At 60.4% G+C, this 20,512-nt stretch carries 18 protein-coding genes and 1 pseudogene; 9 read left to right on the top strand and 10 right to left on the bottom strand.

Annotated elements, in window-relative coordinates:
• A pseudogene (locus tag AC0L2K_RS29820) lies at positions 1 to 209 on the bottom strand (glycine C-acetyltransferase); the annotation flags it as partial.
• A gap of 281 nt (positions 210 to 490) precedes the next feature.
• On the opposite strand from AC0L2K_RS29820, the gene AC0L2K_RS29815 reads away from it, so the two are divergent.
• A complete protein-coding gene (locus AC0L2K_RS29815; RefSeq protein ID WP_023802334.1) occupies positions 491 to 2,563 on the top strand; it encodes a putative bifunctional diguanylate cyclase/phosphodiesterase in 2,073 nt (690 codons plus the stop codon).
• A 114-nt stretch (positions 2,564 to 2,677) separates the two neighbouring features.
• Here the strand turns inward: AC0L2K_RS29815 and AC0L2K_RS29810 are convergent, their stop codons facing one another.
• A complete protein-coding gene (locus AC0L2K_RS29810; RefSeq protein ID WP_023802333.1) occupies positions 2,678 to 3,103 on the bottom strand; it encodes a MarR family winged helix-turn-helix transcriptional regulator in 426 nt (141 codons plus the stop codon).
• Positions 3,104 to 3,219: 116 nt separating this feature from the next.
• On the opposite strand from AC0L2K_RS29810, the gene AC0L2K_RS29805 reads away from it, so the two are divergent.
• Positions 3,220 to 3,627 carry a hypothetical protein gene (locus tag AC0L2K_RS29805; RefSeq protein ID WP_128170756.1) on the top strand — a complete coding sequence of 136 codons (408 nt, stop codon included), beginning with the start codon at positions 3,220 to 3,222 and terminating at the stop codon, positions 3,625 to 3,627.
• A 396-nt stretch (positions 3,628 to 4,023) separates the two neighbouring features.
• Positions 4,024 to 4,485, top strand: coding sequence for a preQ(1) synthase (gene queF, locus AC0L2K_RS29800; RefSeq protein WP_473533086.1), 462 nt, complete (start codon positions 4,024 to 4,026; stop codon positions 4,483 to 4,485).
• 91 nt (positions 4,486 to 4,576) lie between these two features.
• Here the strand turns inward: queF and AC0L2K_RS29795 are convergent, their stop codons facing one another.
• The 3 genes from AC0L2K_RS29795 to AC0L2K_RS29785 all read right to left on the bottom strand — a co-directional run bounded on the left by AC0L2K_RS29795 (position 4,577) and on the right by AC0L2K_RS29785 (position 6,552).
• Positions 4,577 to 5,080 (bottom strand): hypothetical protein, encoded by a 504-nt coding sequence (locus AC0L2K_RS29795; RefSeq protein ID WP_353728363.1) that lies wholly within the window; start codon positions 5,078 to 5,080, stop codon positions 4,577 to 4,579.
• Between the two features lie 4 nt (positions 5,081 to 5,084).
• Entirely contained in the window at positions 5,085 to 5,564 is a 480-nt protein-coding gene (locus tag AC0L2K_RS29790; RefSeq protein ID WP_023802330.1) for a DUF3828 domain-containing protein, read from the bottom strand.
• A gap of 109 nt (positions 5,565 to 5,673) precedes the next feature.
• On the bottom strand, positions 5,674 to 6,552 hold the full coding sequence (locus AC0L2K_RS29785) for a LysR substrate-binding domain-containing protein (RefSeq protein WP_091600607.1): 879 nt from the start codon (positions 6,550 to 6,552) through the stop codon (positions 5,674 to 5,676).
• Positions 6,553 to 6,702: 150 nt separating this feature from the next.
• Here AC0L2K_RS29785 and AC0L2K_RS29780 point away from each other — a divergent pair, with 150 nt between their 5' ends.
• Positions 6,703 to 7,941: an aromatic ring-hydroxylating oxygenase subunit alpha gene (locus AC0L2K_RS29780; RefSeq protein WP_473533089.1), complete on the top strand. Its 1,239-nt coding sequence runs from the start codon at positions 6,703 to 6,705 to the stop codon at positions 7,939 to 7,941.
• Positions 7,942 to 7,945: 4 nt separating this feature from the next.
• The gene (locus AC0L2K_RS29775) at positions 7,946 to 9,013 is read left to right on the top strand and encodes an FAD-binding oxidoreductase (protein WP_287229797.1); all 1,068 of its coding nucleotides are present in this window, start codon (positions 7,946 to 7,948) and stop codon (positions 9,011 to 9,013) included.
• 164 nt (positions 9,014 to 9,177) lie between these two features.
• Here the strand turns inward: AC0L2K_RS29775 and AC0L2K_RS29770 are convergent, their stop codons facing one another.
• Together AC0L2K_RS29770 and AC0L2K_RS29765 are read right to left on the bottom strand one after the other, a co-directional pair.
• Positions 9,178 to 9,780 (bottom strand): dimethylsulfoniopropionate lyase, encoded by a 603-nt coding sequence (locus tag AC0L2K_RS29770; RefSeq protein ID WP_473533085.1) that lies wholly within the window; start codon positions 9,778 to 9,780, stop codon positions 9,178 to 9,180.
• A gap of 46 nt (positions 9,781 to 9,826) precedes the next feature.
• On the bottom strand, positions 9,827 to 11,863 hold the full coding sequence (locus tag AC0L2K_RS29765; protein ID WP_287257805.1) for an NADH:flavin oxidoreductase: 2,037 nt from the start codon (positions 11,861 to 11,863) through the stop codon (positions 9,827 to 9,829).
• 147 nt (positions 11,864 to 12,010) lie between these two features.
• On the opposite strand from AC0L2K_RS29765, the gene AC0L2K_RS29760 reads away from it, so the two are divergent.
• Genes AC0L2K_RS29760 through AC0L2K_RS29750 form a run of 3 tightly spaced genes read left to right on the top strand, consistent with a single transcriptional unit; the run spans position 12,011 to position 15,476 of the window.
• Positions 12,011 to 12,640: a TetR/AcrR family transcriptional regulator gene (locus tag AC0L2K_RS29760; RefSeq protein WP_128176872.1), complete on the top strand. Its 630-nt coding sequence runs from the start codon at positions 12,011 to 12,013 to the stop codon at positions 12,638 to 12,640.
• 15 nt (positions 12,641 to 12,655) lie between these two features.
• Positions 12,656 to 13,450 carry a pyrroline-5-carboxylate reductase family protein gene (locus tag AC0L2K_RS29755; RefSeq protein ID WP_128176870.1) on the top strand — a complete coding sequence of 265 codons (795 nt, stop codon included), beginning with the start codon at positions 12,656 to 12,658 and terminating at the stop codon, positions 13,448 to 13,450.
• 40 nt (positions 13,451 to 13,490) lie between these two features.
• Entirely contained in the window at positions 13,491 to 15,476 is a 1,986-nt protein-coding gene (locus tag AC0L2K_RS29750; RefSeq protein ID WP_473533084.1) for an oxidoreductase, read from the top strand.
• Here AC0L2K_RS29750 and AC0L2K_RS29745 read toward each other — a convergent pair.
• The 3 genes from AC0L2K_RS29745 to AC0L2K_RS29735 form a co-directional block, all read right to left on the bottom strand.
• A complete protein-coding gene (locus AC0L2K_RS29745; RefSeq protein WP_128170762.1) occupies positions 15,471 to 16,166 on the bottom strand; it encodes a corrinoid protein in 696 nt (231 codons plus the stop codon). The two genes, AC0L2K_RS29750 and AC0L2K_RS29745, sit on opposite strands and share 6 nt — an antisense overlap.
• Before the next feature lie 96 nt (positions 16,167 to 16,262).
• Positions 16,263 to 17,912: an ABC transporter substrate-binding protein gene (locus AC0L2K_RS29740; protein ID WP_128176866.1), complete on the bottom strand. Its 1,650-nt coding sequence runs from the start codon at positions 17,910 to 17,912 to the stop codon at positions 16,263 to 16,265.
• Positions 17,913 to 17,954: 42 nt separating this feature from the next.
• Positions 17,955 to 19,505 carry a trimethylamine methyltransferase family protein gene (locus tag AC0L2K_RS29735; protein WP_473533083.1) on the bottom strand — a complete coding sequence of 517 codons (1,551 nt, stop codon included), beginning with the start codon at positions 19,503 to 19,505 and terminating at the stop codon, positions 17,955 to 17,957.
• 92 nt (positions 19,506 to 19,597) lie between these two features.
• Here AC0L2K_RS29735 and AC0L2K_RS29730 point away from each other — a divergent pair, with 92 nt between their 5' ends.
• Positions 19,598 to 20,500, top strand: coding sequence for a LysR substrate-binding domain-containing protein (locus AC0L2K_RS29730; RefSeq protein WP_128170765.1), 903 nt, complete (start codon positions 19,598 to 19,600; stop codon positions 20,498 to 20,500).
• Positions 20,501 to 20,512 lie beyond the last annotated feature (12 nt).

The raw sequence follows: 20,512 nt of genomic DNA, 5'->3' as shown, positions 1-20,512 counted from the left end.
CGGTCGAGTGCCTGCTTGGCCGCATCGCGCAAGTCGGCGCTATCTGCGAGGCCAAGATAATTGTTGGCGCAGAAATTCAGCACCCTCTCGCCGCCCACCTCGATCTTAGCCGATTGCGTCGAGGTGATCACCCGCTCGGATTTGTAGAGGCCGGCCGATTTCAGCCCTTGAAGCTCGCTGTCGATATGGGAGAGGAATGCCGCGCTCATGATCTGGCCCTGTTGAGATTCAATGGACTGTCGCCCCGCGCGGGCGAAAAATCCACCGCAAAAGCGACGGCTTCGGTGATCCGACGGTCAGTGGCCAGAATGCCGCCCCAGAATGCCGCCAAATGGCAGATGTTCAAATGCAGCCGCGGCGCGAAAGAAGGCGATAACCATTTTGCGAGCTTTCCACCGCTGCTGCTCTGTCGGCTTCCGGAGCTGTTAACCTTTCAAGCCAATGGTTCTCATACCCAACAATCTGTCGGCGAGAGGGACCGCCCCAGAAAATGTCGCAGCAACCGATGCAAACCATTTCGGGCAAGCTCATACTGCTGATCAAGGCAGGCTATTGGCTGGCGCTGCTGATCATTGCAGCCATGGTGATGGCCTCCTTCATCCTTCTCCAGCAGATGATGGCTGGCCATCGGCACGACGACACGCTGCTCGATATTGTCGGCATGCAAAAGGTGCTGTCGCAACGCATTGTCTTCCTTGCCAACGCGGCAGGAGCAGCTACGCGCAACCAACAACCGGCTCTGGTCACCGCATTCAAACAGGCCACGGCCGACTTCGAGAGGAACTACGACCTTCTGCTCGAGCGTGTGGTCGCCGACCCGGCGTCACCGGCCAGGCTCGATCCAAAATCAGTCGAGAACGTCCTTTTTGCCAAACCGTTTCATCTCGATTACTTCTCGGTCGGGCTTATCGCCAACGGCGAACGCCTGGTTTCGGCGTTTGAATCGCAACTCGGCATGGCCGACAATGGCGGCTACAAGGGTGGCGGCGAACGCGTCAACCTCGACGCTTCCGTCGCCAATGCGGCCCTGTCGGGCTATGCGGCACTCGGCCAGCGCATCAGCGCCCAAGCCGACGCGCGATCGGAGAGCCTTCTCGATCTCCATCGAACGCTGTTCTACTCCACCCTCGGCGTCATCGTGCTGGTGGCACTTTTCATCTTCAGGCCGATGTCGAACGCCATCCTGCGCAAGACGCGTGAACTGATCGATACCCGCAATTCCATGGCCTTCATCGCCGTGCATGACGGCCTTACCGGCCTGCACAACCGCACCTTCCTGACCGACCATTTCGATACGCTGATCAAGGGCGCGCAGCGCCGGCGAGAGCGGCTTGCGGCGGTCCACCTCGACCTCGACCGGTTCAAGCAGATCAACGACACGCTTGGCCACGCCGCCGGCGACTATGTGCTGGTGGTGACGGCGCAGCGCATGCGTGATTCTTGCCGGGCGTCGGACCTCTGCGTGCGTCTCGGCAGCGACGAGTTCGTGATGATCCTCAACGGTGCCGGCGGCACCGAGGACATCAACACGGTCGCCGGGCGCGTCCTGTCGCAGATCAACGAACCGATCGTCTATCGGGGCGCGACCATCCTTCCGGGCGCCAGCGCCGGCGTCGCCGTCTATCCGGTCGACGCCGACAATGCGCAAGATCTGCTCGTCCATGCCGACCTCGCGCTCCACGCCGCCAAGAAGCAGGGTGGCGGCAGTCTCTCATTCTTCTCCGAGGCGTTGCGGCATGAACTCGACTACCGCAAGCGGCTCGAGCATGACATCAGGATCGCTATCGCGGAGAAGACGTTCCAGGTCTATTTCCAGCCACAGGTTTCGTTGTCGAACGGCACCATCGGCGGGATCGAGGCGCTGGTTCGCTGGAGACATGCCGAGCGCGGCATGATCGCACCGGGCGAGTTCATTCCCATCGCCGAGAAATGCGGACTCATGCCTGCGATCGGCCGCATCGTCATCGCCAAGGCAATCGGCGAGGCGGCGGAGTGGAACCGTGCCGGCATTGCCTTCGGACGGCTCGCCGTCAACGTCTCCGGCTCCGAATTGCGTGAGGCCGATTTCGACGCCTTCCTCTTCGGTGCGCTGGAAAAGGCTGGGCTGCCGCCACAAAAACTGTCGCTCGAGATCGTCGAATCCGTCATTCTCGACGACGAGAAGACCGGCATCGCGGCAAAGCTGCGGCACATCCGCGCCACCGGCGTCCATCTTGAACTCGATGATTTCGGCACCGGCTACGCGTCGCTCAGCCACGTCAACCCGAACGAGATCGACAGGCTGAAGATCGATCGCCGCTTCGTCCAGAACATCAATGAGAACGGCGACAACACCAAGATCGTGCGTGCCATCACCGAACTCGCCCGCGGCCTCGGCATCTCGATCGTCGCCGAGGGCGCCGAAACCGAGGCTGAACTCGATTCGCTGATGGCGATCGGCTGCGACCAGGTGCAGGGCTACTCGATCGCCTTCCCGATGCCGCAGGACCAGGTACGCGAATGGCTGGTCGCGCGGGCGCCGAAGAGAGCCAGGCTGACGGTGCTGCAGGGAAGGCTGGCGTAAGGCGCCAACCTGACACGCCGCTTCGGAAATGGCGGCCTGATGGGGTTACGGCCGGTCTGTAGCTGGCTGCCGCTACATCTTGGGCTCGCTGAACAATGCGTTCGGCAGTTGGGATCAATCGACATTCGCCCGTAGCGTCGCCAAGACTTCCGCGAACTCCGCCAGCCTTTCGTCCGACAACCCGGTCCGCAGCCGCTTGTCGAAGGCAATGGCTGCCGTGCGCAATTTCAGGAACAGGGCCTCTCCCGCTTCGGTCAGTTCGACCTGATGGACGCGGCGGTTTTCCGGATCGCGGCGCCGGGTCAGCAAACCTTGCGTCTCCATCGCGTTCAGATGGTGGGTCAGCGTCGCGCCTTGGATTCCGATCATGCCGGCGAGCTCACGCTGGTTGGCCAGTTCGCGCGACTTGATCGACAACAGCGTGACCCAGACCGGCAGCGTGCCGCCCGCCTCGACCAACGTGGCGTCAAAGGCCTGAGCGACAAGCTTTGCGGTGCGGGCGAGATTCATCCCGACTGGCGGGCGGTCAAAAAGCGTCATGATCCGACACTAGAGTAAGGGAAAGGCCGATGGAACTGGCCCTTTGACTTTACATTGACATCTAATCATTTGATATCTAACTTTATGGTTGGCGGTAGGAAAGGAGGAACGCGGTCATGCAGTATGTCTACATCATCGTCCTCGGCCTTCACGTATTGGCCGGTGTGTTCTGGGCTGGAACGACCATCGCTGTCGCCCGCGATCCGGAGATTCGGATCGAACGGTTTTTCCGGCCGCAAATGAACGCGGCTGGCATGGTTTTCCTGACCGGCGCCCTGCTCTGGTATTTCTTCCACAGCGGCTCTTTCGGTTCGATGGAAATGGTTCTGGCCCTGGGTATCGCGACGGCCTTGATTGCCGCCGGCGTCCAGGGCGCGCTCGTCGGCTCTGCCAGCAGGCAGCTTGCCGGCACTGACTCGGCGACGGAAACGCAGTTGCGCGCGAAAATGACAAGGGGCGAACGCATCGCCGGCGGCCTGCTGGTCATCACCGTGCTCTGCATGGCCACCGCCAGAATGTTTTGAGCGGCCAGCCGCTATCGCGGTTTAAGAGATCGTACGGTGTCTGGCTGCAAAGCCGGCGGCGTGCGCAGCGCGCAGATCGGACCGACGTGCCTGGTGGCTCTCCGTGCGGAGGTTCGGCTGCGCGCCACCAAATCAAATCCGAAGTGATCTTCAGATCCATACCGTCCTCGGAAATAGGCCGGCTCGTGGCTGGTCGACATGACCCGGTTCTTCAGCGTCAAATGTTTGAGCTGATAGGGCTGGAGAAGCGGATCGCTGGTGGTCCTCGTCTTCCTGTTTCAAATTGTGCTAATGAGCGGCAAATTTTTGTTTTTGCGCATGTCGTACCCAAGTCCGCGCACCCTCGGGTCGGACCCGTGGGCAGGCTTTTGGGCGACATGCAGTAAGGAACCGCCGATGACCGATACGAAAAACCTTACCCAGCTCGGCACCAACGTCGAGGCGCCACAGAACCCTGACGCAGCAGTCCTGGAGACCGTGCCGTTTTCGCGCGGCGACGGGCCGCCAGCCATCGTTCGCTTCACCTGCGCGGAATTCACTTCGCTCTGCCCGGTCACCGGCCAGCCGGACTTCGCCCACATCGTCATCGACTATGCACCCGACACGCTACTGGTGGAATCGAAGTCGCTGAAGCTGTTCATGACCTCGTTTCGCAACCATGGCGCCTTCCATGAAGAGTGCACCATCATGATCGGCCGCCGCATCATCGCTGCGACCAAACCACTGTGGTTGCGGATTGGCGGCTATTGGTATCCGCGCGGCGGCATTCCGATCGACGTATTCTGGCAGACCGGCGCGCCGCCGGAAGGCGCATGGCTGCCCGACACCGGTGTTGCGCCGTATCGCGGACGCGGCTGAATTCTGCTGCGAGATGTCCGGCGGGACAGCAGGATCGCCAACTCTGGTTTTCAATCGTCATCAGGCGATCAACTCATCGGTCCGTTCTCACTCACACTGATATTGGCTGAGCGCCCATTCGCCGGTCACCGACAGAAGGTCCGATATCTTCCAGATCGCCGTCGACCTTTTTGAACTTCCATTCCAGCCGGTGCGGATTGCCGGCAACGATAAAGGCGACGACGACCTTGGCCTCATCGCCTTTGACCGCTTCAACAGCCTTCAGGCTGTTGTCGATCTTGGCCCTGTCGTACGCCGCATTGTCGAGCGCCATGTTGGGATCGAGGCATTCGCCCTGCCCCGATTTCCGCAGCGCATCGCTCTTGTCGAGCACCGACCTCGCGGGATCGACGAAATGGCTGCGCTGAGCCGGATCGAGCTCGAGCCCGACATGCTCGTAAAACGGTTTCACCATCGCCGTCGGCGAACCCGGCCGCAGCGGAGCTGCCCGTGCATTTTCTGCTGAGAGCGGCGCGCTGAACAGGCCCTGGCCAGCGGTGCTGCTCAAACCCGCGGCCAGCAGGCACGCAGTCGCCAGGGCCAGGGCGCGGGCCATGGCGTCACTCCGGAGTTTGGCCAGCCAGGCATTCGAGCGCACTCAGCGTCCAGCCGCTGGTCTTCGAGGTGATGTCGGCAACCTTCCACTGGCCGTCGACCTTCTTCAGCGACCAGACCATTTCGCGTTTGGATTCATCGCCTTCCGGGAAAAGGTTGAACGTCACTGTCACGTTGGCGCTGTCGCCATCCACTGCTTCAGACAGCTTCAACGTCTTGGCGACTGTCTTCTCGTCAAAATCCTGCGCGTCGAGACCGGGGGCGAAGTCGATGCAAGGCACCTCGTCCGGCTTGTTCTTCTGCGCCTGGTCGTTCAGGTCGAACAGCTTTGTCACCGGCTCGGTGAAACGGTCGCGGTATTTCGCGTCGGCCTCGAACTTGACCTCGGGCATGTAGAAGAACTTCACCGCATTGGAGGCCGGCCCGGCCAGGGCGGTCGCAGGCGCTGCGATCGAGAGAGCGGCGGCAAGCACAATCAGTCTCATCCGATAATCTCCAGGTTTTCGTGGTGGGAACCCGTTCAATACCACGAATCCATAGCGAGCGCGGTGATGTGAATCCGCCCGAAAAGTCAGCGAGCAAGAGAGCAGCTGCTCAAGAGCTTTTGGCGAGCCAGCTCGCAAAAAGCCGCGCTTTCGAACCTGCCCTGGGATGGATTTTCAGATAAAATGCCCTAGGTGAGGGAATGTTGTCGGGTACAAGTGTGACCAGCCGGCCCTGTTCCATCAGGCTTTTGACCAATCCATCCCACCCCAAGACCGCCCCGATATCATCCTGAGCGGCCTGGAGGGCAATCATGTAGTTGTTCACAGAAAACCTGCGGCCTTTTGGGATGGTGTGTCCAAGCGCTTGAAACCACTCCGGCCAGTTCGTCCAGTCGGTTTCCTCGTTGTTCATATGAATCAAAGGCGCCTTGAGCAGATCCTCAACTCGGCCAATGCCGTGCTCGGCGGCGAATTTTGGAGTTCCAAGCGCGACAATGCGATCTTGAAAAAGTTTGTGACACTCCTCGGGACTTTCCTGCGCATCTCCGTAATGAATACTTAGATCACAGCGGATCGCTGTTGCGGGCACGTCGCTGACGATCTGCGAGACGGTGATGGTGGGATGGCTCTTCCAGAAGGCTGAAATCTTCGGTGTAAGCCATAGCGAGCTGACGGCAGTCGTTGTCCGGATGGTCACGTCGGCGGTTTCCGGGCGATCGCGCATGTGAGTGACGGCGTCGGAAATCGTCTCAAGCCCGCGCTGCACGGCAACGAACAGGAACGCTCCTTTCTCAGTCAATTCGACGCCGCGGCTCAAGCGCAGGAACAGGTTGCATCCCAAGTCACCCTCAAGCGCCTTGATCTGGTGGCTGATCGCGGCGGGCGTCACATTCAATTCCTGGGCGGCGTTTTTGAAACTCGCATTTCGGGCGGCTGCCTCGAAGCAGATGAGAGCCGTCACCGAGGAGAGATCGTACGGTCTTGGCATCAACGCTTCTTCGGACCCGCTTTTTGGATGGCTCGCTGAGTGCAACAGATTAGCTGAACTAAATCGTTCTGAAAATTAGTGCTATTGCGCAAAAGGCGTTCAGGCAAGAAAATTTCATCTCAAATGTGCACGCCATCTATGGAATTCCGCATGAACGCCCCCTCGCCCTCGATCCAAGAGTTGCTAGCGCGCCGGGTCTCGGGCTATGCCCTTGAGCAGCCCTTTTACACGTCGCCGACGATTTACCAGCTCGATCTCGAGCACATCTTCTACCAGGAATGGCTCTACGCGGCCCCGGCATGCCAGCTTGCGAAGGCTGGTAGCTACGTGACGATGCGCGTGGGCGCCTATGAGGTGGTCATCGTGCGCGCCGGCGATGGTGAAATCCGCGCCTTCCACAATTCCTGCCGCCATCGCGGCTCGATGATTTGCAAGGCGCGCGAAGGCCAAGTGGCCAAACTCGTCTGCCCCTATCACCAGTGGACCTATGAGCTTGACGGCAAGCTCATCTGGGCAAATGACATGGGGCCCGACTTCGACATGTCCAAACACGGGCTGAAGCCGGTCCATCTGCGCAATCTGGCCGGCCTGATCTACGTCTGTCTGTCCGCTACGCCCCCAGACTTCGAACCGTTTGCCGACCTGGCCCTTCCCTACCTAGAGGTCCATGACCTCAACAATGCGAAGGTCGCGCATACGTCGACCATCGTCGAAAAGGCCAACTGGAAGCTTGTGTGGGAAAACAACCGCGAATGCTACCACTGCAGCAGCAACCACCCGTCGCTCTGCCGCTCCTTCTCGCTCGACCCGGACGTGGCCGGTGTCTCTGCTGACGGGTCGGTCTCGGCGACCCTCCAGGCGCATTTTGACCGTTGCGAAGCCTCAGGCGCGCCGGCGCAGTTCCGGCTTGGCGGCAGCGGCCAATTTCGCCTGGCGCGGATGCCGCTGCAGCAAAAGGCGGTGAGCTACACGCTCGACGGCAAGGCTGCCGTTCGCAAGAATCTTGGCCGGGTGGCTCTGCCCGATGCAGGCTCGCTGTTGATGTTCCATTATCCAACGACCTGGAGCCACTTCCTGCCGGATCACTCCTTGACCTTCCGAGTCACGCCAATCAGCGCCACGGAAACCGAGGTCACCACCACCTGGCTGGTGAACGAAGATGCCGTCGAAGGGCTCGACTACGACCTCAAGCGCCTGACCGAGGTCTGGATTTCTACCAATGATGAAGACCGTGAGATCGTCGAAACCAACCAGCAAGGGATCTTCTCTCCTGCCTATGTTCCCGGACCATATTCGCCGGTTCAGGAAAGCGGTGTGACCCAATTCGTCGATTGGTATGCGAACTGGCTTGAGCGCTCTCAGGCCTCGATGCGATTGGCCGCGGAGTGAAACAATGAACGTGGTGGCAAAACCCAGGCTGGTCTTCTGGACCGACGCGGAAGAACTCGAATGTGCCTCCTTTCTTCCGGAGGCGCCGAACGTCCTCACCTTTTGTTTCCGGTCGCCGTCCGGATCGCTGTTCAATTTTGATCCAGGGCAGTTCCTCACTTTGGAACTGCCCACTCCCGGCGGTCCAATCTACCGGGCCTACACGATATCCTCATCTCCGTCGCGGCCGACCTCGCTGACCATTACCGTAAAGGCGCAGGCCGACTCCGTCGGAACGCAGTGGATGTTTGACAGCCTCCGTCCGGGCATGCGCCTGCGGGCAATAGGTCCGGGGGGCACCTTCTCCATGGCGCATCAGCCAGCCGAAAAGTATCTTTTCATCTCAGCCGGCTCGGGCATCACACCGATGATGTCCATGACTACACATCTGTATGATTCCGGAGTTGATCCGGACATCGTCTTTGTCCACTGCGCGCGCCGCCCTTCTGAGATCATCTTCCGTGAACGGCTGGAGCATATGGCGTCGCGCGTAACTGGCATCGACCTGAAATGGGTGGTTGAACAGACCGATCCATACAGGCCGTGGACCGGTTACAGAGGCATGTTCAACCAGTTGATGCTCGGACTGATGGCGCAGGATTATCTTGATCGCGAGGTGTTCTGCTGCGGGCCCGAGCCCTTCATGCAAGCCGTGCGCGAGGCGCTGGCCGGTCTCGGTTTCGACATGGCGCATTACCATCAGGAAAGCTTCCGCGCGCCGCTTCCTGAGGCCGAGAAGGTCCCGGATGACTTCGTTCCCGCCGAGAACAACGAGGCCGAGATCGAATTTGTCCTATCCGGCGTCTCCGCGAAATGCGTCGAGACCGATACGGTCCTGACTGCGGCACGGGCTGCGGGTCTGGTGATCCGATCGGGTTGCAGTATGGGGATATGCGGGACCTGCAAGGTTCGCAAAACCGAAGGCGATGTTCATATGGTCCACAATGGCGGCATCACCGACGAAGAGATTGCCGACGGCTATTTCCTTGCTTGCTGTTCTAATCCGGTTGGCCGTGTGAAAGTCGAGATATAGCAACCATTTCGCGATCTTTGATCAAGGCGCTTCTTCGAAATCGGCAGCGCCTTGACGGTCCGCGGCCAACCGACGTCGATGATGAAGCTATTGATGAGTAACGCGCTTCACCCGCAAGGCGGTCTTGGCTCTTCCCTCGACCGGTAGCCGGGTTTCGGGCAAGTTCAGTGATGCGTCTGATCCACCAACAGCGCCCAGAAAGCGAACAGCGGCCGATCCAGCGATCTCATTGCGTGTTTGATGCCTGGCGGATTGTAGAATGATCCACCGATGCCGGGCGAAAACCAATCCTTGTCACCATGCTTGAATTCGCCATGCGAAAGCACGAGGTAGGTTTCTTCCGGCGGATGATCGTGGTCGGGATACCGGACGTGAGGAGCCATCAAGGTGACGCCGAGCCACAGATCGTTTCTGTCCTCGAGGCCGCCCGGGCCAAGGATCATCGCGTTGGTGTGACCGTCGCGGAAATTGCTGCTGGCAGGCGGGGCGGGATTTGATTTCAGCCGCCATTCGAGCAGCGGCTCGATCGCCTTGAAGCGCTCAATCAAGTCGCGGAGCGTAGGCGGGATCGCCTCTTCCGCCAACGCCGGGCCGAGATAGGAACAGACCGGCAAACGGCTCCCGGCCCTGGTCTTTTCAGGCCCGGGAACCTCCGATTGGGCGAAGAGCTGGATGATCGATCTGCGCGATCGCAGGTCGTGTGAGAACTGGTCAAAGGCCACGAACGCTGTGTCTACAAAATATTGCAGGGCCTCACTTCTGTTCATCTTTCAGCCCTTGTTGTGAGCGGACGCTATGGTCCGTTGCCGGATGTTAGATATCTTTCGCCAGTCGCAGTGCATCGTAGATCGCGGCGTGGGTGTTGCGAGCTGAAACGGCGTCGCCGATACGAAAGAGTTGGAATTGGCCCTGCGCATTCCGCACCACCGACTGCGGCTGCCCGGCGATGAGCTCATCTTGCGAAATCTCTCCGTGATTGGTCGATTTCGGTTTCAGTTCGAAATAGATGTCGTCCAGCGGAATGGTGCCGTGGTTAATGACAACCTGATCCACGACGCGCTGTTTGGATATGCCGCCGTAGTCACTGCCGACATTTGCAATGAGCTGATTGCCATTCTTTTCAACTGACTCGAGCCGATAGGTAACGGTGAAGGTCACATCGAGTTTTTGAAGAGACCTCATGTAGGGCACGAGGTTCATAGCCATGACCTCGGGTGAGAATGACCGGTCCGGTGTCATGATTTCAACCTTCGCTCCGGCGCCGGCGAGGAATTCCGCGGCCTGGAGTGCCGCGTGGTCACCCGCGTCGTCGAAGATGAGGACATTGGTTCCCGGCTTTGCGTCTCCGGAGATGATGTCCCAAGACGACACCACGAACTCGTTGCCCTTGGAAAGGACGTCGGTGTGCGCCACCCCGCCCGTTGCGACGATGACAACGTCCGGATTTTCCGCCTCGATGGTTTCGGCTTCCGCCCAGGCATTGAACCTGATGGTCACTCCATGTTTTTCGCACTGGGCCATGCGCCAATCGATGATGCTCATCATCTCCTTGCGGCGCGGGCTCAGCGCTGTCAGCCGGATCTGCCCGCCAGGGTCGCTGGCGGCCTCGAAGACCACGACCTCGTGTCCCCGCTCACCCGCCACGCGGGCGGCCTCGAGGCCAGCCGGACCTGCACCGACGATAACAACTTTCTTGCGGCTGTCGGCCTTGGCGACAATGTGCGGCATGGTCAGTTCGCGGCCGGTCGCGGCGTTATGAATGCAGTATGCCGCCCCGCCCTGATAGATACGGTCAAGGCAATAGTTCGCGCCCACGCACGGCCTGATTTCGTCTTCGCGCTTTTCTATGATCTTGCGCACGATGTGAGGGTCGGTCATGTGCGCGCGCGTCATGCCGATCATATCCACCTTACCCGACGCAATCGCGTGGCGGGCAGTCGCCACATCCGGTATTTTCGCTGCGTGGAAAGTTGGGAAGTTGGTTGCCGCACGAATCTCGCCGGCAAAATCAAGATGCGGCGCATTCGCCATTCCCTGAATTGGAATGACGTCCGTCAGGCCCGCATCGGTATCGATGTGCCCGCGGATCACGTTGAGGTAGTCGATGAGTCCGCTTTGCTTGAGGCGTTTGGAGATCTCAATGCCCTCCGACATGCCAGTGCCACCGGGGAGACGCTCATCCGCAGTATATCGTACGCCCAGGATAAAGTCGTCGCCCACCCGTGACCGGATCGCCTTGAAGACGTCCATGCAAAAGCGCATGCGGTTATCGAGCGAACCACCATAAGGGCCGTCAAGTTCGTTCGTGAGAGGAGACACGAACTGGTCGATCAAGTGGCCATAGGCCTCCAGCTCGACGCCATCCATCCCGCCCGCCTTCATCCGCTCAGCGGCGTCCGCAAAGTCCTTGATGATGCGCTCGATATCCCAGTCTTCAATTTTCTTGGGAAACGCGCGGTGGGAGGCTTCACGATGATGGGACGGCGCCAGGACGGGAAGCCAGTCACCTTTGTCCCAGCGTGTACGCCGTCCAAGATGGGTTAGCTGGATCATGATGGCGGCGCCCTCTTCGTGCACCGCATCTGTCATCTGCCTGATCCACGGCACGATCTCATCCTTGTAGGCGAGCAGGTTGTTGAAAACCGGGGGGCTGTCCTTCGAGACCGCAGCGGACCCGGCTGTCATCGTCATCGCCACACCGCCCTTCGCCCTTTCAACCGTATAGGCGAGATAACGCTCCTTCGGCATCCCGTCCTCCGGATAAGCCGGCTCGTGGGAGGTCACGATGATGCGATTGCGCAGGGTCAAATGCTTGAGTTTGTACGGCTGCAGAAGGGGATCGCTCGACATCAGACGGACTCCGGGCTGAGATGGCAAGTGCGAACGCTATCGAAAATGTACATGCATGTCAAGTTTCACTTCGGAGGAGTCGATATAGTCGACATAGGTGTACATTTTGCTGGTTTTCACTTTGATATTTTGTTAGGCTGATCACTCATGGAGCAAATTTCGAACGATAGCGGATGGCGCGGATCGCCGGAGGGGTGGCTTGAAGCCGCCTACGACCTGCTTCTTGAATCCGGCGTCGACACGGTGAGAATATCGCCACTGGCCAAGAAATTGGGCCTGTCGCGCACCAGCTTCTATTGGTTCTTCAAGGATAGAGAAGAACTGATGGCTGCCCTCGTGACCCGTTGGCGGGACAAGAACACCGGCAACCTCGTCAAGCAGGCTGAGGCATACGCCGAGACGGTCGCCGAAGCGATGCTGAACGTTTTCGACTGCTGGCTCGACAAATCCTTGTTCGATTCCCAGTTCGAGTTCGCAGTCAGAAGCTGGGCGCTTCAATCCCCTGAGATTCTGGCGGAGGTGCAGAAAGCCGACCAGACGCGTCTCGATGCATTGAGCCAGATGTTTGTCCGCTTTGGTTACGGCGAAGGCTCAGCCGATGTTCGAGCGCGCACCATCTACCTCGTGCAGATCGGCTACATCTCAATGCAGACCAGCGAAGATCTCGCGGACCGCATGAAGCGCATTCCCGGGTACGTGGAGATTTTTACAGGTAAGGCCCCGCGGAAGCGCGAACTCGACCGGTTCTTCGCCAGACACGGCCATTCGGCGGGCTGAGGAAGCGTTTCGACAATGGGTGAACCCCTGAGCATCGGAATAATCGGCGGAGGTGGCTGGCTTGGACGCGCTATCGCCGAGGCCATTATTGATGCGCAAATAGTCGCCGCAGAGCACCTCACGCTCTCTCATAGAACTGGGCAACCCGACTTTCTGCCAAACGCTACATGGACCAGGGACAACCAGGAACTGGTGGATCGATCCGATGTCATCATCGTCTCGGTCCGGCCCCAGGATTGGCCTGCCATCGACATTACTGCGTCCGGCAAGCTCGCCATGTCGGTTATGGCCGGGATCACTCTCGACCAACTGGCGGGACGTCTTAAAACCGACCGCGTCATCCGCACGCTTCCGAATGCAGCGGCAGAGGTGCGGAATTCCTATACTCCCTGGATAAGCTCTCAGAGCGTCACTGCGGATGACCGCAATGTCGTTCGCCGGATTCTGGAGGCCTGTGGCGCGGCCGATGAAGTCAAAAGCGAAGCAGATATCGATTATCTGACGGGCCTGACTGGATCCGGCCCGGCGTTTCCGGCGCTCTTGGCGGCAGCGATGATGGACGATGCCGTCAGCCGAGGAATGGATCCAGATATTGCCCGGCGGAGCGTCAGCGCGGTGCTTGTTGGAACCGGAAAACTCCTCGAGGCTCGTCCAGACAATCCCCAAGATATCGTCCAGACCTTCCTCGACTACCGCGGCACCACCGCGGCAGCGATCGAGGCCATGCGCGCAGCCGGGTTTGAATCTGCCGTGGCAGACGGCCTTGCCGCGGCGCTCCAGAAATCCGTGACTATGGGACAAGCCACCTGACTGCCGCCCGAGGCCTTCCTCCGACCGCTGGTGTGATATTATGTCAAAACTCTTTCCGCATCTGTTTTCACCTGCAAAGCTAGGCAGTCGCACGCTCCGAAACCGGATCGTGTTCGGGGCTCATACCGCCAACATGGCCGAAAATGGCGTGCCGACCGAACGACACGTTGCCTACTATGCCGAGCGAGCGCTCGGTGGGGCCGGCATGATTGTTGTCGAACCCATGCCCGTCCATCAGGCCGCCGTCCTGACACGCGGCAATTTTCGACCTGACGACGATAGCGTCATTCCTCATTTCCAGCACGTCACGCGCGCGATCAAGGACCACGGGGCGATCGCCATCCAGCAGCTCTATCACGTCGGAGCGCACGGCGATTCGGACAACTCATTTCACGCGCATTGGTCGCCCTCGGGCCTGCCAAGCTATCATGACAGCGACGGTTCCCACGCGATGTCCGAGCGTGAGATTTGGGAAACCATCGACAGCTTCGTTCAGGCGGCGCGCCGCTGCCAGGAAGCCGGTTTCGACGGCGTCGAAGTCTGGGCTGCCTATCTCGGACTGGTCGATCAGTTCTGGACGCCCTGGACAAACCGACGCGAGGACCAATGGGGCGGGTCGCTCGACAACCGCACGCGGATCTCGCGCGAAATCCTAACCCGCATCCGCGAAACATGCGGCCTCGATTTCATCATTGGACTCTCGGTCAGCGACGAACCTGATTACACAGTCGCGCTCAGTCGCCAGGAACTGGCGGAGATCATTCGGCTGCACGATGAGCAGGGGCTGATCGATTACGTGACCTGCGGCACCGGTAGCTACCTCGACTTCTACAAGATAATGCCGACGTTTCTCTATCCGGAGAAGCTTGGCGCCGATCTTGCGACGACCCTCAAGGCCGTGGTCAAGACGGCCCTCGTGGTCGCCGAAAGCCATATCAGGACGCCTGAAAACGCCGAAACCGTGCTCGGCGAGAAAGCTGCAGACCTGGTCTCGATCGTCCGCGGCCAGATCGCCGACCCGCATCTGGCACGCAAAGCCGCGGCGGACCGGCCCGAGGATGTGCGCGGATGCATATCCTGCAACCAGATGTGCTGGGGCCGTCGTTCGCGCGACTACTGGATCAGCTGCCTTATCAATCCCTCTGCAGGGCGCGAGTTTGAATGGGGTGGTGACCGGTTCACGTCCGCTGCCATCAAGAAACGGGTGCTTGTCGTCGGCGGCGGTCCCGCCGGGCTCGAGACGGCTCGGGTTGCCGCCGAGCGAGGGCACGACGTGGTGCTGGCCGAAGCCTCCAGTAGGCTGGGCGGGAACTTTCTGCTCGCAGGACTGCAGCCGCGCCGCGGGCAAATCCTCGACCTTCTCGGGTGGTATGAACGCCAGCTCAGCAAACTGAATGTCGACGTACGACTGAACACCTACGTCGAGGCCTCGGAAATCCCCTCTTTCCAAGCTGACACCGTTATCCTGGCCACGGGGTCGGTGTCTCCCGAAACCGGCTTTCAGAAGGCTTTGCCGGCAGTGCCGAGCCTGCCCGGCATCGAAAGGGGCAATGTCTTCTCGATCGAATCCGTCATGGCCCGCGTTGTGCGGCCGGGTAAGCACGTGCTTTTGCTCGACGAGGGCGGAGGCTGGCGCGGTTGTGGCACGGCCTGGAAACTTGCCGAGGATGGCCATCAAGTGACCATTCTCACGCCCGATCCGTTGGTCGGCAAGGAGCTGCAGCGGACAGCTGCCGATTTCCCGCTTCGACGGACATTGCGCCAGCTTGGCGTCACATGGGTGTTGGATGTCAGCGTGCTGGAATGGCACGGGGACGGCGTGACCATCGTTGACCACAACACCCGTGAAGAGAGCTTTGTGCCGGGCGATTGCCTTGTTCTCGCAACCACCAATGTAGCAGCGAATTGGCTGGCGAAAGAGTTGGAAAGCACGTCCCAGCCTTTCATGGAGGTCGGCGACGCCGTCGCTCCGCGCCAGGCGCCCTACGCCTTCCACGAAGGACGGGAACTTGCCTTGCGGCTATGATACGCGGACGTTGTGCTTGCGCTTCATAAAATCCTTGGCGGTCTCGACTGCCACGGCTGCGTCGCGGCAATAGGCGTCGGCGCCGACGGCCTTGCCGAATTCCTCGTTGAGCGGGGCACCGCCGACCAGCACGACGTAGTCGTCGCGGATGCCCTTTTCCTTCATCGTGTCGATGACGACCTTCATGTAGGGCATGGTCGTCGTCAGCAGCGCCGACATGCCGATGATGTCAGGCTGGTGCTGTTCGATGGCGTCGAGATACTTTTCCACCGCATTGTTGATGCCGAGGTCGATGACGTCGAAGCCGGCGCCCTCCATCATCATGCCGACAAGGTTCTTGCCGATGTCGTGGATGTCGCCCTTGACCGTGCCGATCACCATCTTGCCCTGCTTCGGCGCGCCGGTGGCGACAAGCAGCGGACGCAGGATGAACATGCCCGCCTTCATCGCGTTGGCCGACAACAGCACTTCCGGCACGAACAGGATGCCGTCGCGAAAATCCTCGCCGACGATGCGCATGCCTTCGACCAGCGCCTCGGTCAGCACCTTGTAAGGCGCCCAGCCGCGCTCGAGCAGGATGTTGGTGCCTTCCTCGATCTCTTCCTTCAGCCCGTCATAAAGGTCATCGTGCATCTGCTGCACGAGTTCGTCGTCGGAAAGCTCGGAAAGGACGATCTCGTCGTCGGACATGTTTGACGCACTCACTGATTTCAATGGTTTGCGGTCCGCCGGCACCTGTTTTCTGCAACGGGTGCCGGCGGGTCATTGCCAGCCTTGGGAGCTAACTCAGGCGTCCAGCCAGACGTTCTGAAGATCCATCTCGAAAGTCTGGTGGACCGCGTAGTTCTTCACCTTCTTGTTCATGTGGCTGTACAGCTTCTGCCAGAACGGCTGAATGATGACGCCCGAATCCTGCAGGATCTGCTCGACGTCCTTCATGACCTCGCGGCGCTTCTCCACGTCGATGAGTGAGAGGGCCTGCTTGAGCTTGGCGTCGAAATCAGGATTCGAATACGCCGTTTCATTCCAGGCCTCGCCGGTGCGATAGCCGAGCGCCAACACCTGAACGCCGAGTGGGCGCATATACCAGATGGTCATGGAATAGGGGTATTTCGTCCAGTCGTTCCAGAAGGTCGACCCCGGCAGCACCGTGCGCTTCACCTTGATGCCGGCATCGCGCAGCTGGCCGGCAATCGCGTCGCCGGTGTTCTTTTGCCAATCGTCCTCGACGGTGATCAGTTCATGCTCGAAATCGGCCTGTCCGGCCTCGGCCATCAGCTTCTTGGCGCCGGCCGCATCGCGTGTCTTCTTGGGCAGCGCAAAATATTCCGGATGGATCGGGCTGACGTGGTGGTTTTCACCTGGGGTGCCGCGCCCGGCGTAGCCAAGTTCGAGCACCGCATTGTTGTCGACGGCCATTTGCAGGGCGTTGCGTACCCGCTGGTCATCATAAGGCTTGTGCGTGATGTTGGTGCGGGCGACGAGCGTGGTTGCTGTCGCGACCTCCGATTTCACCAGATCCATCTGGTCGAGGATGTCGATGAAGTCGGCGGGCGTCTCGAAATTGACGTCGATTTCCTCGGATTCGAATGCATTCACCGACGCGTTGAAGTCGGTGCCGTAGTCGATGAATTCGACGCTGTCGAGCGGCGCTTCACCGCCCCACCATTTGCCATTCTCGCGACGCTTGACGACGGCGTTCTGGCCGACCGAATAAGACACAAGCTCGAAAGGCCCGGTGCCGATCGGCTTGGCGAGCGGATCGGCACCATCGGTATCGAATTTGCGGTGGACGACGAGCGCTGGATAGTCGGTGAAGTTCGGGATCAGCGAGATATCAGGTTCGTTCAGCGTCAGCTTGACCGTGTTGTCGTCGACCTTGGTGATCGCCCCGTCCCTGGCCTTGCCGGTTTTGACGTCGATCAGCGCACCGACGCGCGCGGCCATCGAATTGCCGGCGGCATCCTTCTCGCACCAGCGCGTCAGATTGTAGACCACGTCGTCGGCGTTGAAGGCGTCGCCATTGTTCCAGGTGATGCCCTTGCGCAGATGCAGCACGTATTCGGTGGCGTCGTCGTTGACGTCCCAGCTCTCGAGCAGGACCGGCTCGAAAGTGAATTCGCGGGTGTAGCGGACAAGCGGCTCGAGCCAGCAGCGCGAAATGTTTGCAAGTTCGACCCAGTCGTAAGTACGCGGATCCTTCTGCGCCTTTACCGACATCGATACGCGCAGCGTTCCGCCTTTCTTGGGCTCTTCGGCCAAAGCCCGTCCCGGCACCGCAAGACCGATCATAGCGTAGGCAAGGGCAGTCGATGCCCCGAACGCGCTTGCCAGCGCCAGAAACTCGCGCCGGTCCATCCGGCCCGAGCGGGCTTCTTCAGCCATCGCTTCGATAACGCTGGGGACACGATCACCGTTGTTTCTGAAGAGTGCCATTATTTCCTCCCTTATGGTTGCCTTTGGGTCTTCGCCCGTGGATTAACTAACGCTGTCCGGCAGCTTCTCCTCGCGCAGCGCGATCAAATCTTTGAGACCATCGGCGATGCCGTCATCGAGCTTCGGCTCCTCATAATCGGCGAGCATATTGCGCGCTTTCTCGCGGCCGCGCGTGTCGTGGTCCTTTGCCCCTTCAGCCTTCCACTGTCCGTAGGAATTGAAGTCCATGATGCTGGGCATGAAGAAGGCGGACTGGAAATGCTCGAGCGTGTGCTGGGTGCCGAGGAAATGGCCCTGCGGCCCGACCTCGCGGATCGCCGCCATCGCTTCCTTGAAATCGTCGAACGGCAGGCCGCCGGCATATTTGTACCAGCCGACAAGCTGTTCGCAGTCCGTCGCGAATTTTGAATAGCCGCAGGTCAGGCCGGCCTCGAGCCATCCGGCGGAGTGCCAGATGTAGTTGGCGCCGGCAAGGATGGCGGCATGCATCAGCATGTTCGCCTCGTAGCCCGCCTGGGCGTCGTTGAGTTTCGACCCGACATGGAAGCCCGACGTGCGCCATGGCAGCCGGTATTTCCGCGCCAGTGCTCCCATCAAATACATCATCTGGGCGGCCTCGGGCGTGCCACCCATCGGCGCGCCGGTCTTCATGTCGACCGTGACCATGAATTGTCCGTAGATCTGCGGTGAACCCGGACGCAGCAGCTGCGTGAACGCGACGCCCGCCAGCGCTTCGGCATTGACCTGCGCCACCGCTCCCACCGCCGAGGCCGAAGTCGAGGCGCCGCACAGCGCGAACGGCGCCAGGATCAACGGCTGGTTGTGACGCGCATAGACCTTCATCGCGTCCAGCATGGTGGCGTCCCATACCAGTGGCGAGTTGCAATTGGTGATCGCGACCAACACCGGGTTGTCGCGGACAAAATCCTCGCCGAACACGATGCCCGCCATCGCCATCGTGTCTTCGGCGCGATCTTTTGATGTCACGATGCCCATGAACGGCTTGTCCGAATGCTTCAGCGCCGAATGAATGATGTGGAGGTGCCGCTTCGGCACCGCAATTTCCATCGGCTCGCAGATGATCGAGCTCGACGAATGCAGCGCCGGCGCCATATAGGCGAGCTTGTGGAAATTGTTGAGGTCGGCGAGCGTGCCATAGCGCCTGACATTGTCGAGGTCGCGCACGTAAGGCGCGCCATACATCGGCACGAAGATGGAATTCTTGCCGCCGACGCGGACCGAGCGCTCAGGGTTGCGCGCATTGAGCGTGAACTCCGGCGGGACTTTCGAGACCAGCTCCATCAAGAGCGCGCGGTCAATGCGGACGCGCGTCTCAGAGACATCGGCTCCGGCGGCCTGCCACAGGGCTATGGCCTCGTCGTCGCGGAACTCGCAACCAACCTCTTCGAGGATCGACAGCGACTCCTGGTGGATCAGTTCGACAGCCTCGTCCGGGACCATTTGGTATGTGGGTATGTTGCGAACCAGCGTCGGAAACGACGCCATCGGAGTTCCTCGCAGCGCCTTGCGGCCCAGGCGGCCGCCACCTCGGCGGCCGGCGTGTTCGGTGACTTCGGCGGCCGGTGCATTCATGGCAACTCTATCCTCCCAATGACGACCAGCCTAGCGAGAGGAAATACGGCTGTGACGCTGGAAAATCCTGATCACTTGTATAAGCTCAGCTTATGCGAAGCTTGCGCCATCTGCTGCCCTCGGCCGGCAGCCTGATCGTTTTCGAGGCCGCCGGCCGGCTGTCGAGCTTTACCGCCGCCGGGCGGGAGCTCGGCATGACGCAGGCTGCCGTGTCTTATGCGATCCGCGGGCTTGAAGAGCAGCTCGGCGCGAAACTCTTCCAGCGCCGCCATCGTCAGGTCAGCCTTACCGAAGCCGGCGAGCGTTTCCACGCCGACGTCTCGCTCGGCCTGTCGCACATCCGCAAGTCGGCGGAGGATCTGCGCCTACAGGCGACCGGCGGCCATGTGACGCTCGCTGCCTCGACCGCCTTCGCCTCGTTCTGGATGATGCCGCGCCTGCAGCAGTTTCGCGACGAACTGCCGGGCATCGACCTGCGCATCCAGACCGCCGACCGCGATCTCGACATCATCGCCGAAGACATCCCGCTCGGCGTTCGTGGCGGCGAACCCCAGGGATGGCCGGACTATCATTCGCTGCCGCTCGCCGATGAGGAAATATTCCCGGTTGCCGGCGCGAGCTATGTGGCACGGTTCGGGCTGCCGGAGAGCGTCGAGGATCTGCCATCGCACCGGCTCATCCATCTCGAAGAGCCGTTTCGCGAAGCCGCGAGCTGGGACGAGTGGTTCCAATCGGCCGGGGTCACCATCACCGATGCCGGGCGCGGCTTGCGCATCAACGATTATGCGCTGGTGATCCAGGCGGTCATGGAAGGGCAAGGCATTGCGCTCGGCTGGGGCCACCTCGCCGAGCGCCTGCTGGCGTCAGGACTGCTCGTGCGTGCGACCGGCCACACGATGACGACCGGCAAGGGCTTTCATGTCATCTGGTCGAGAACCCGCGACCTCAGCGACAATGCTCGCAAGGTGCGGGACTGGCTGGCCGCGCAGGCGTGAGGCTCCCATTAA

The organism is Mesorhizobium sp. WSM4817, from assembly GCF_055811135.1.
This window is presented reverse-complemented; position numbering and strand designations above follow the sequence as displayed.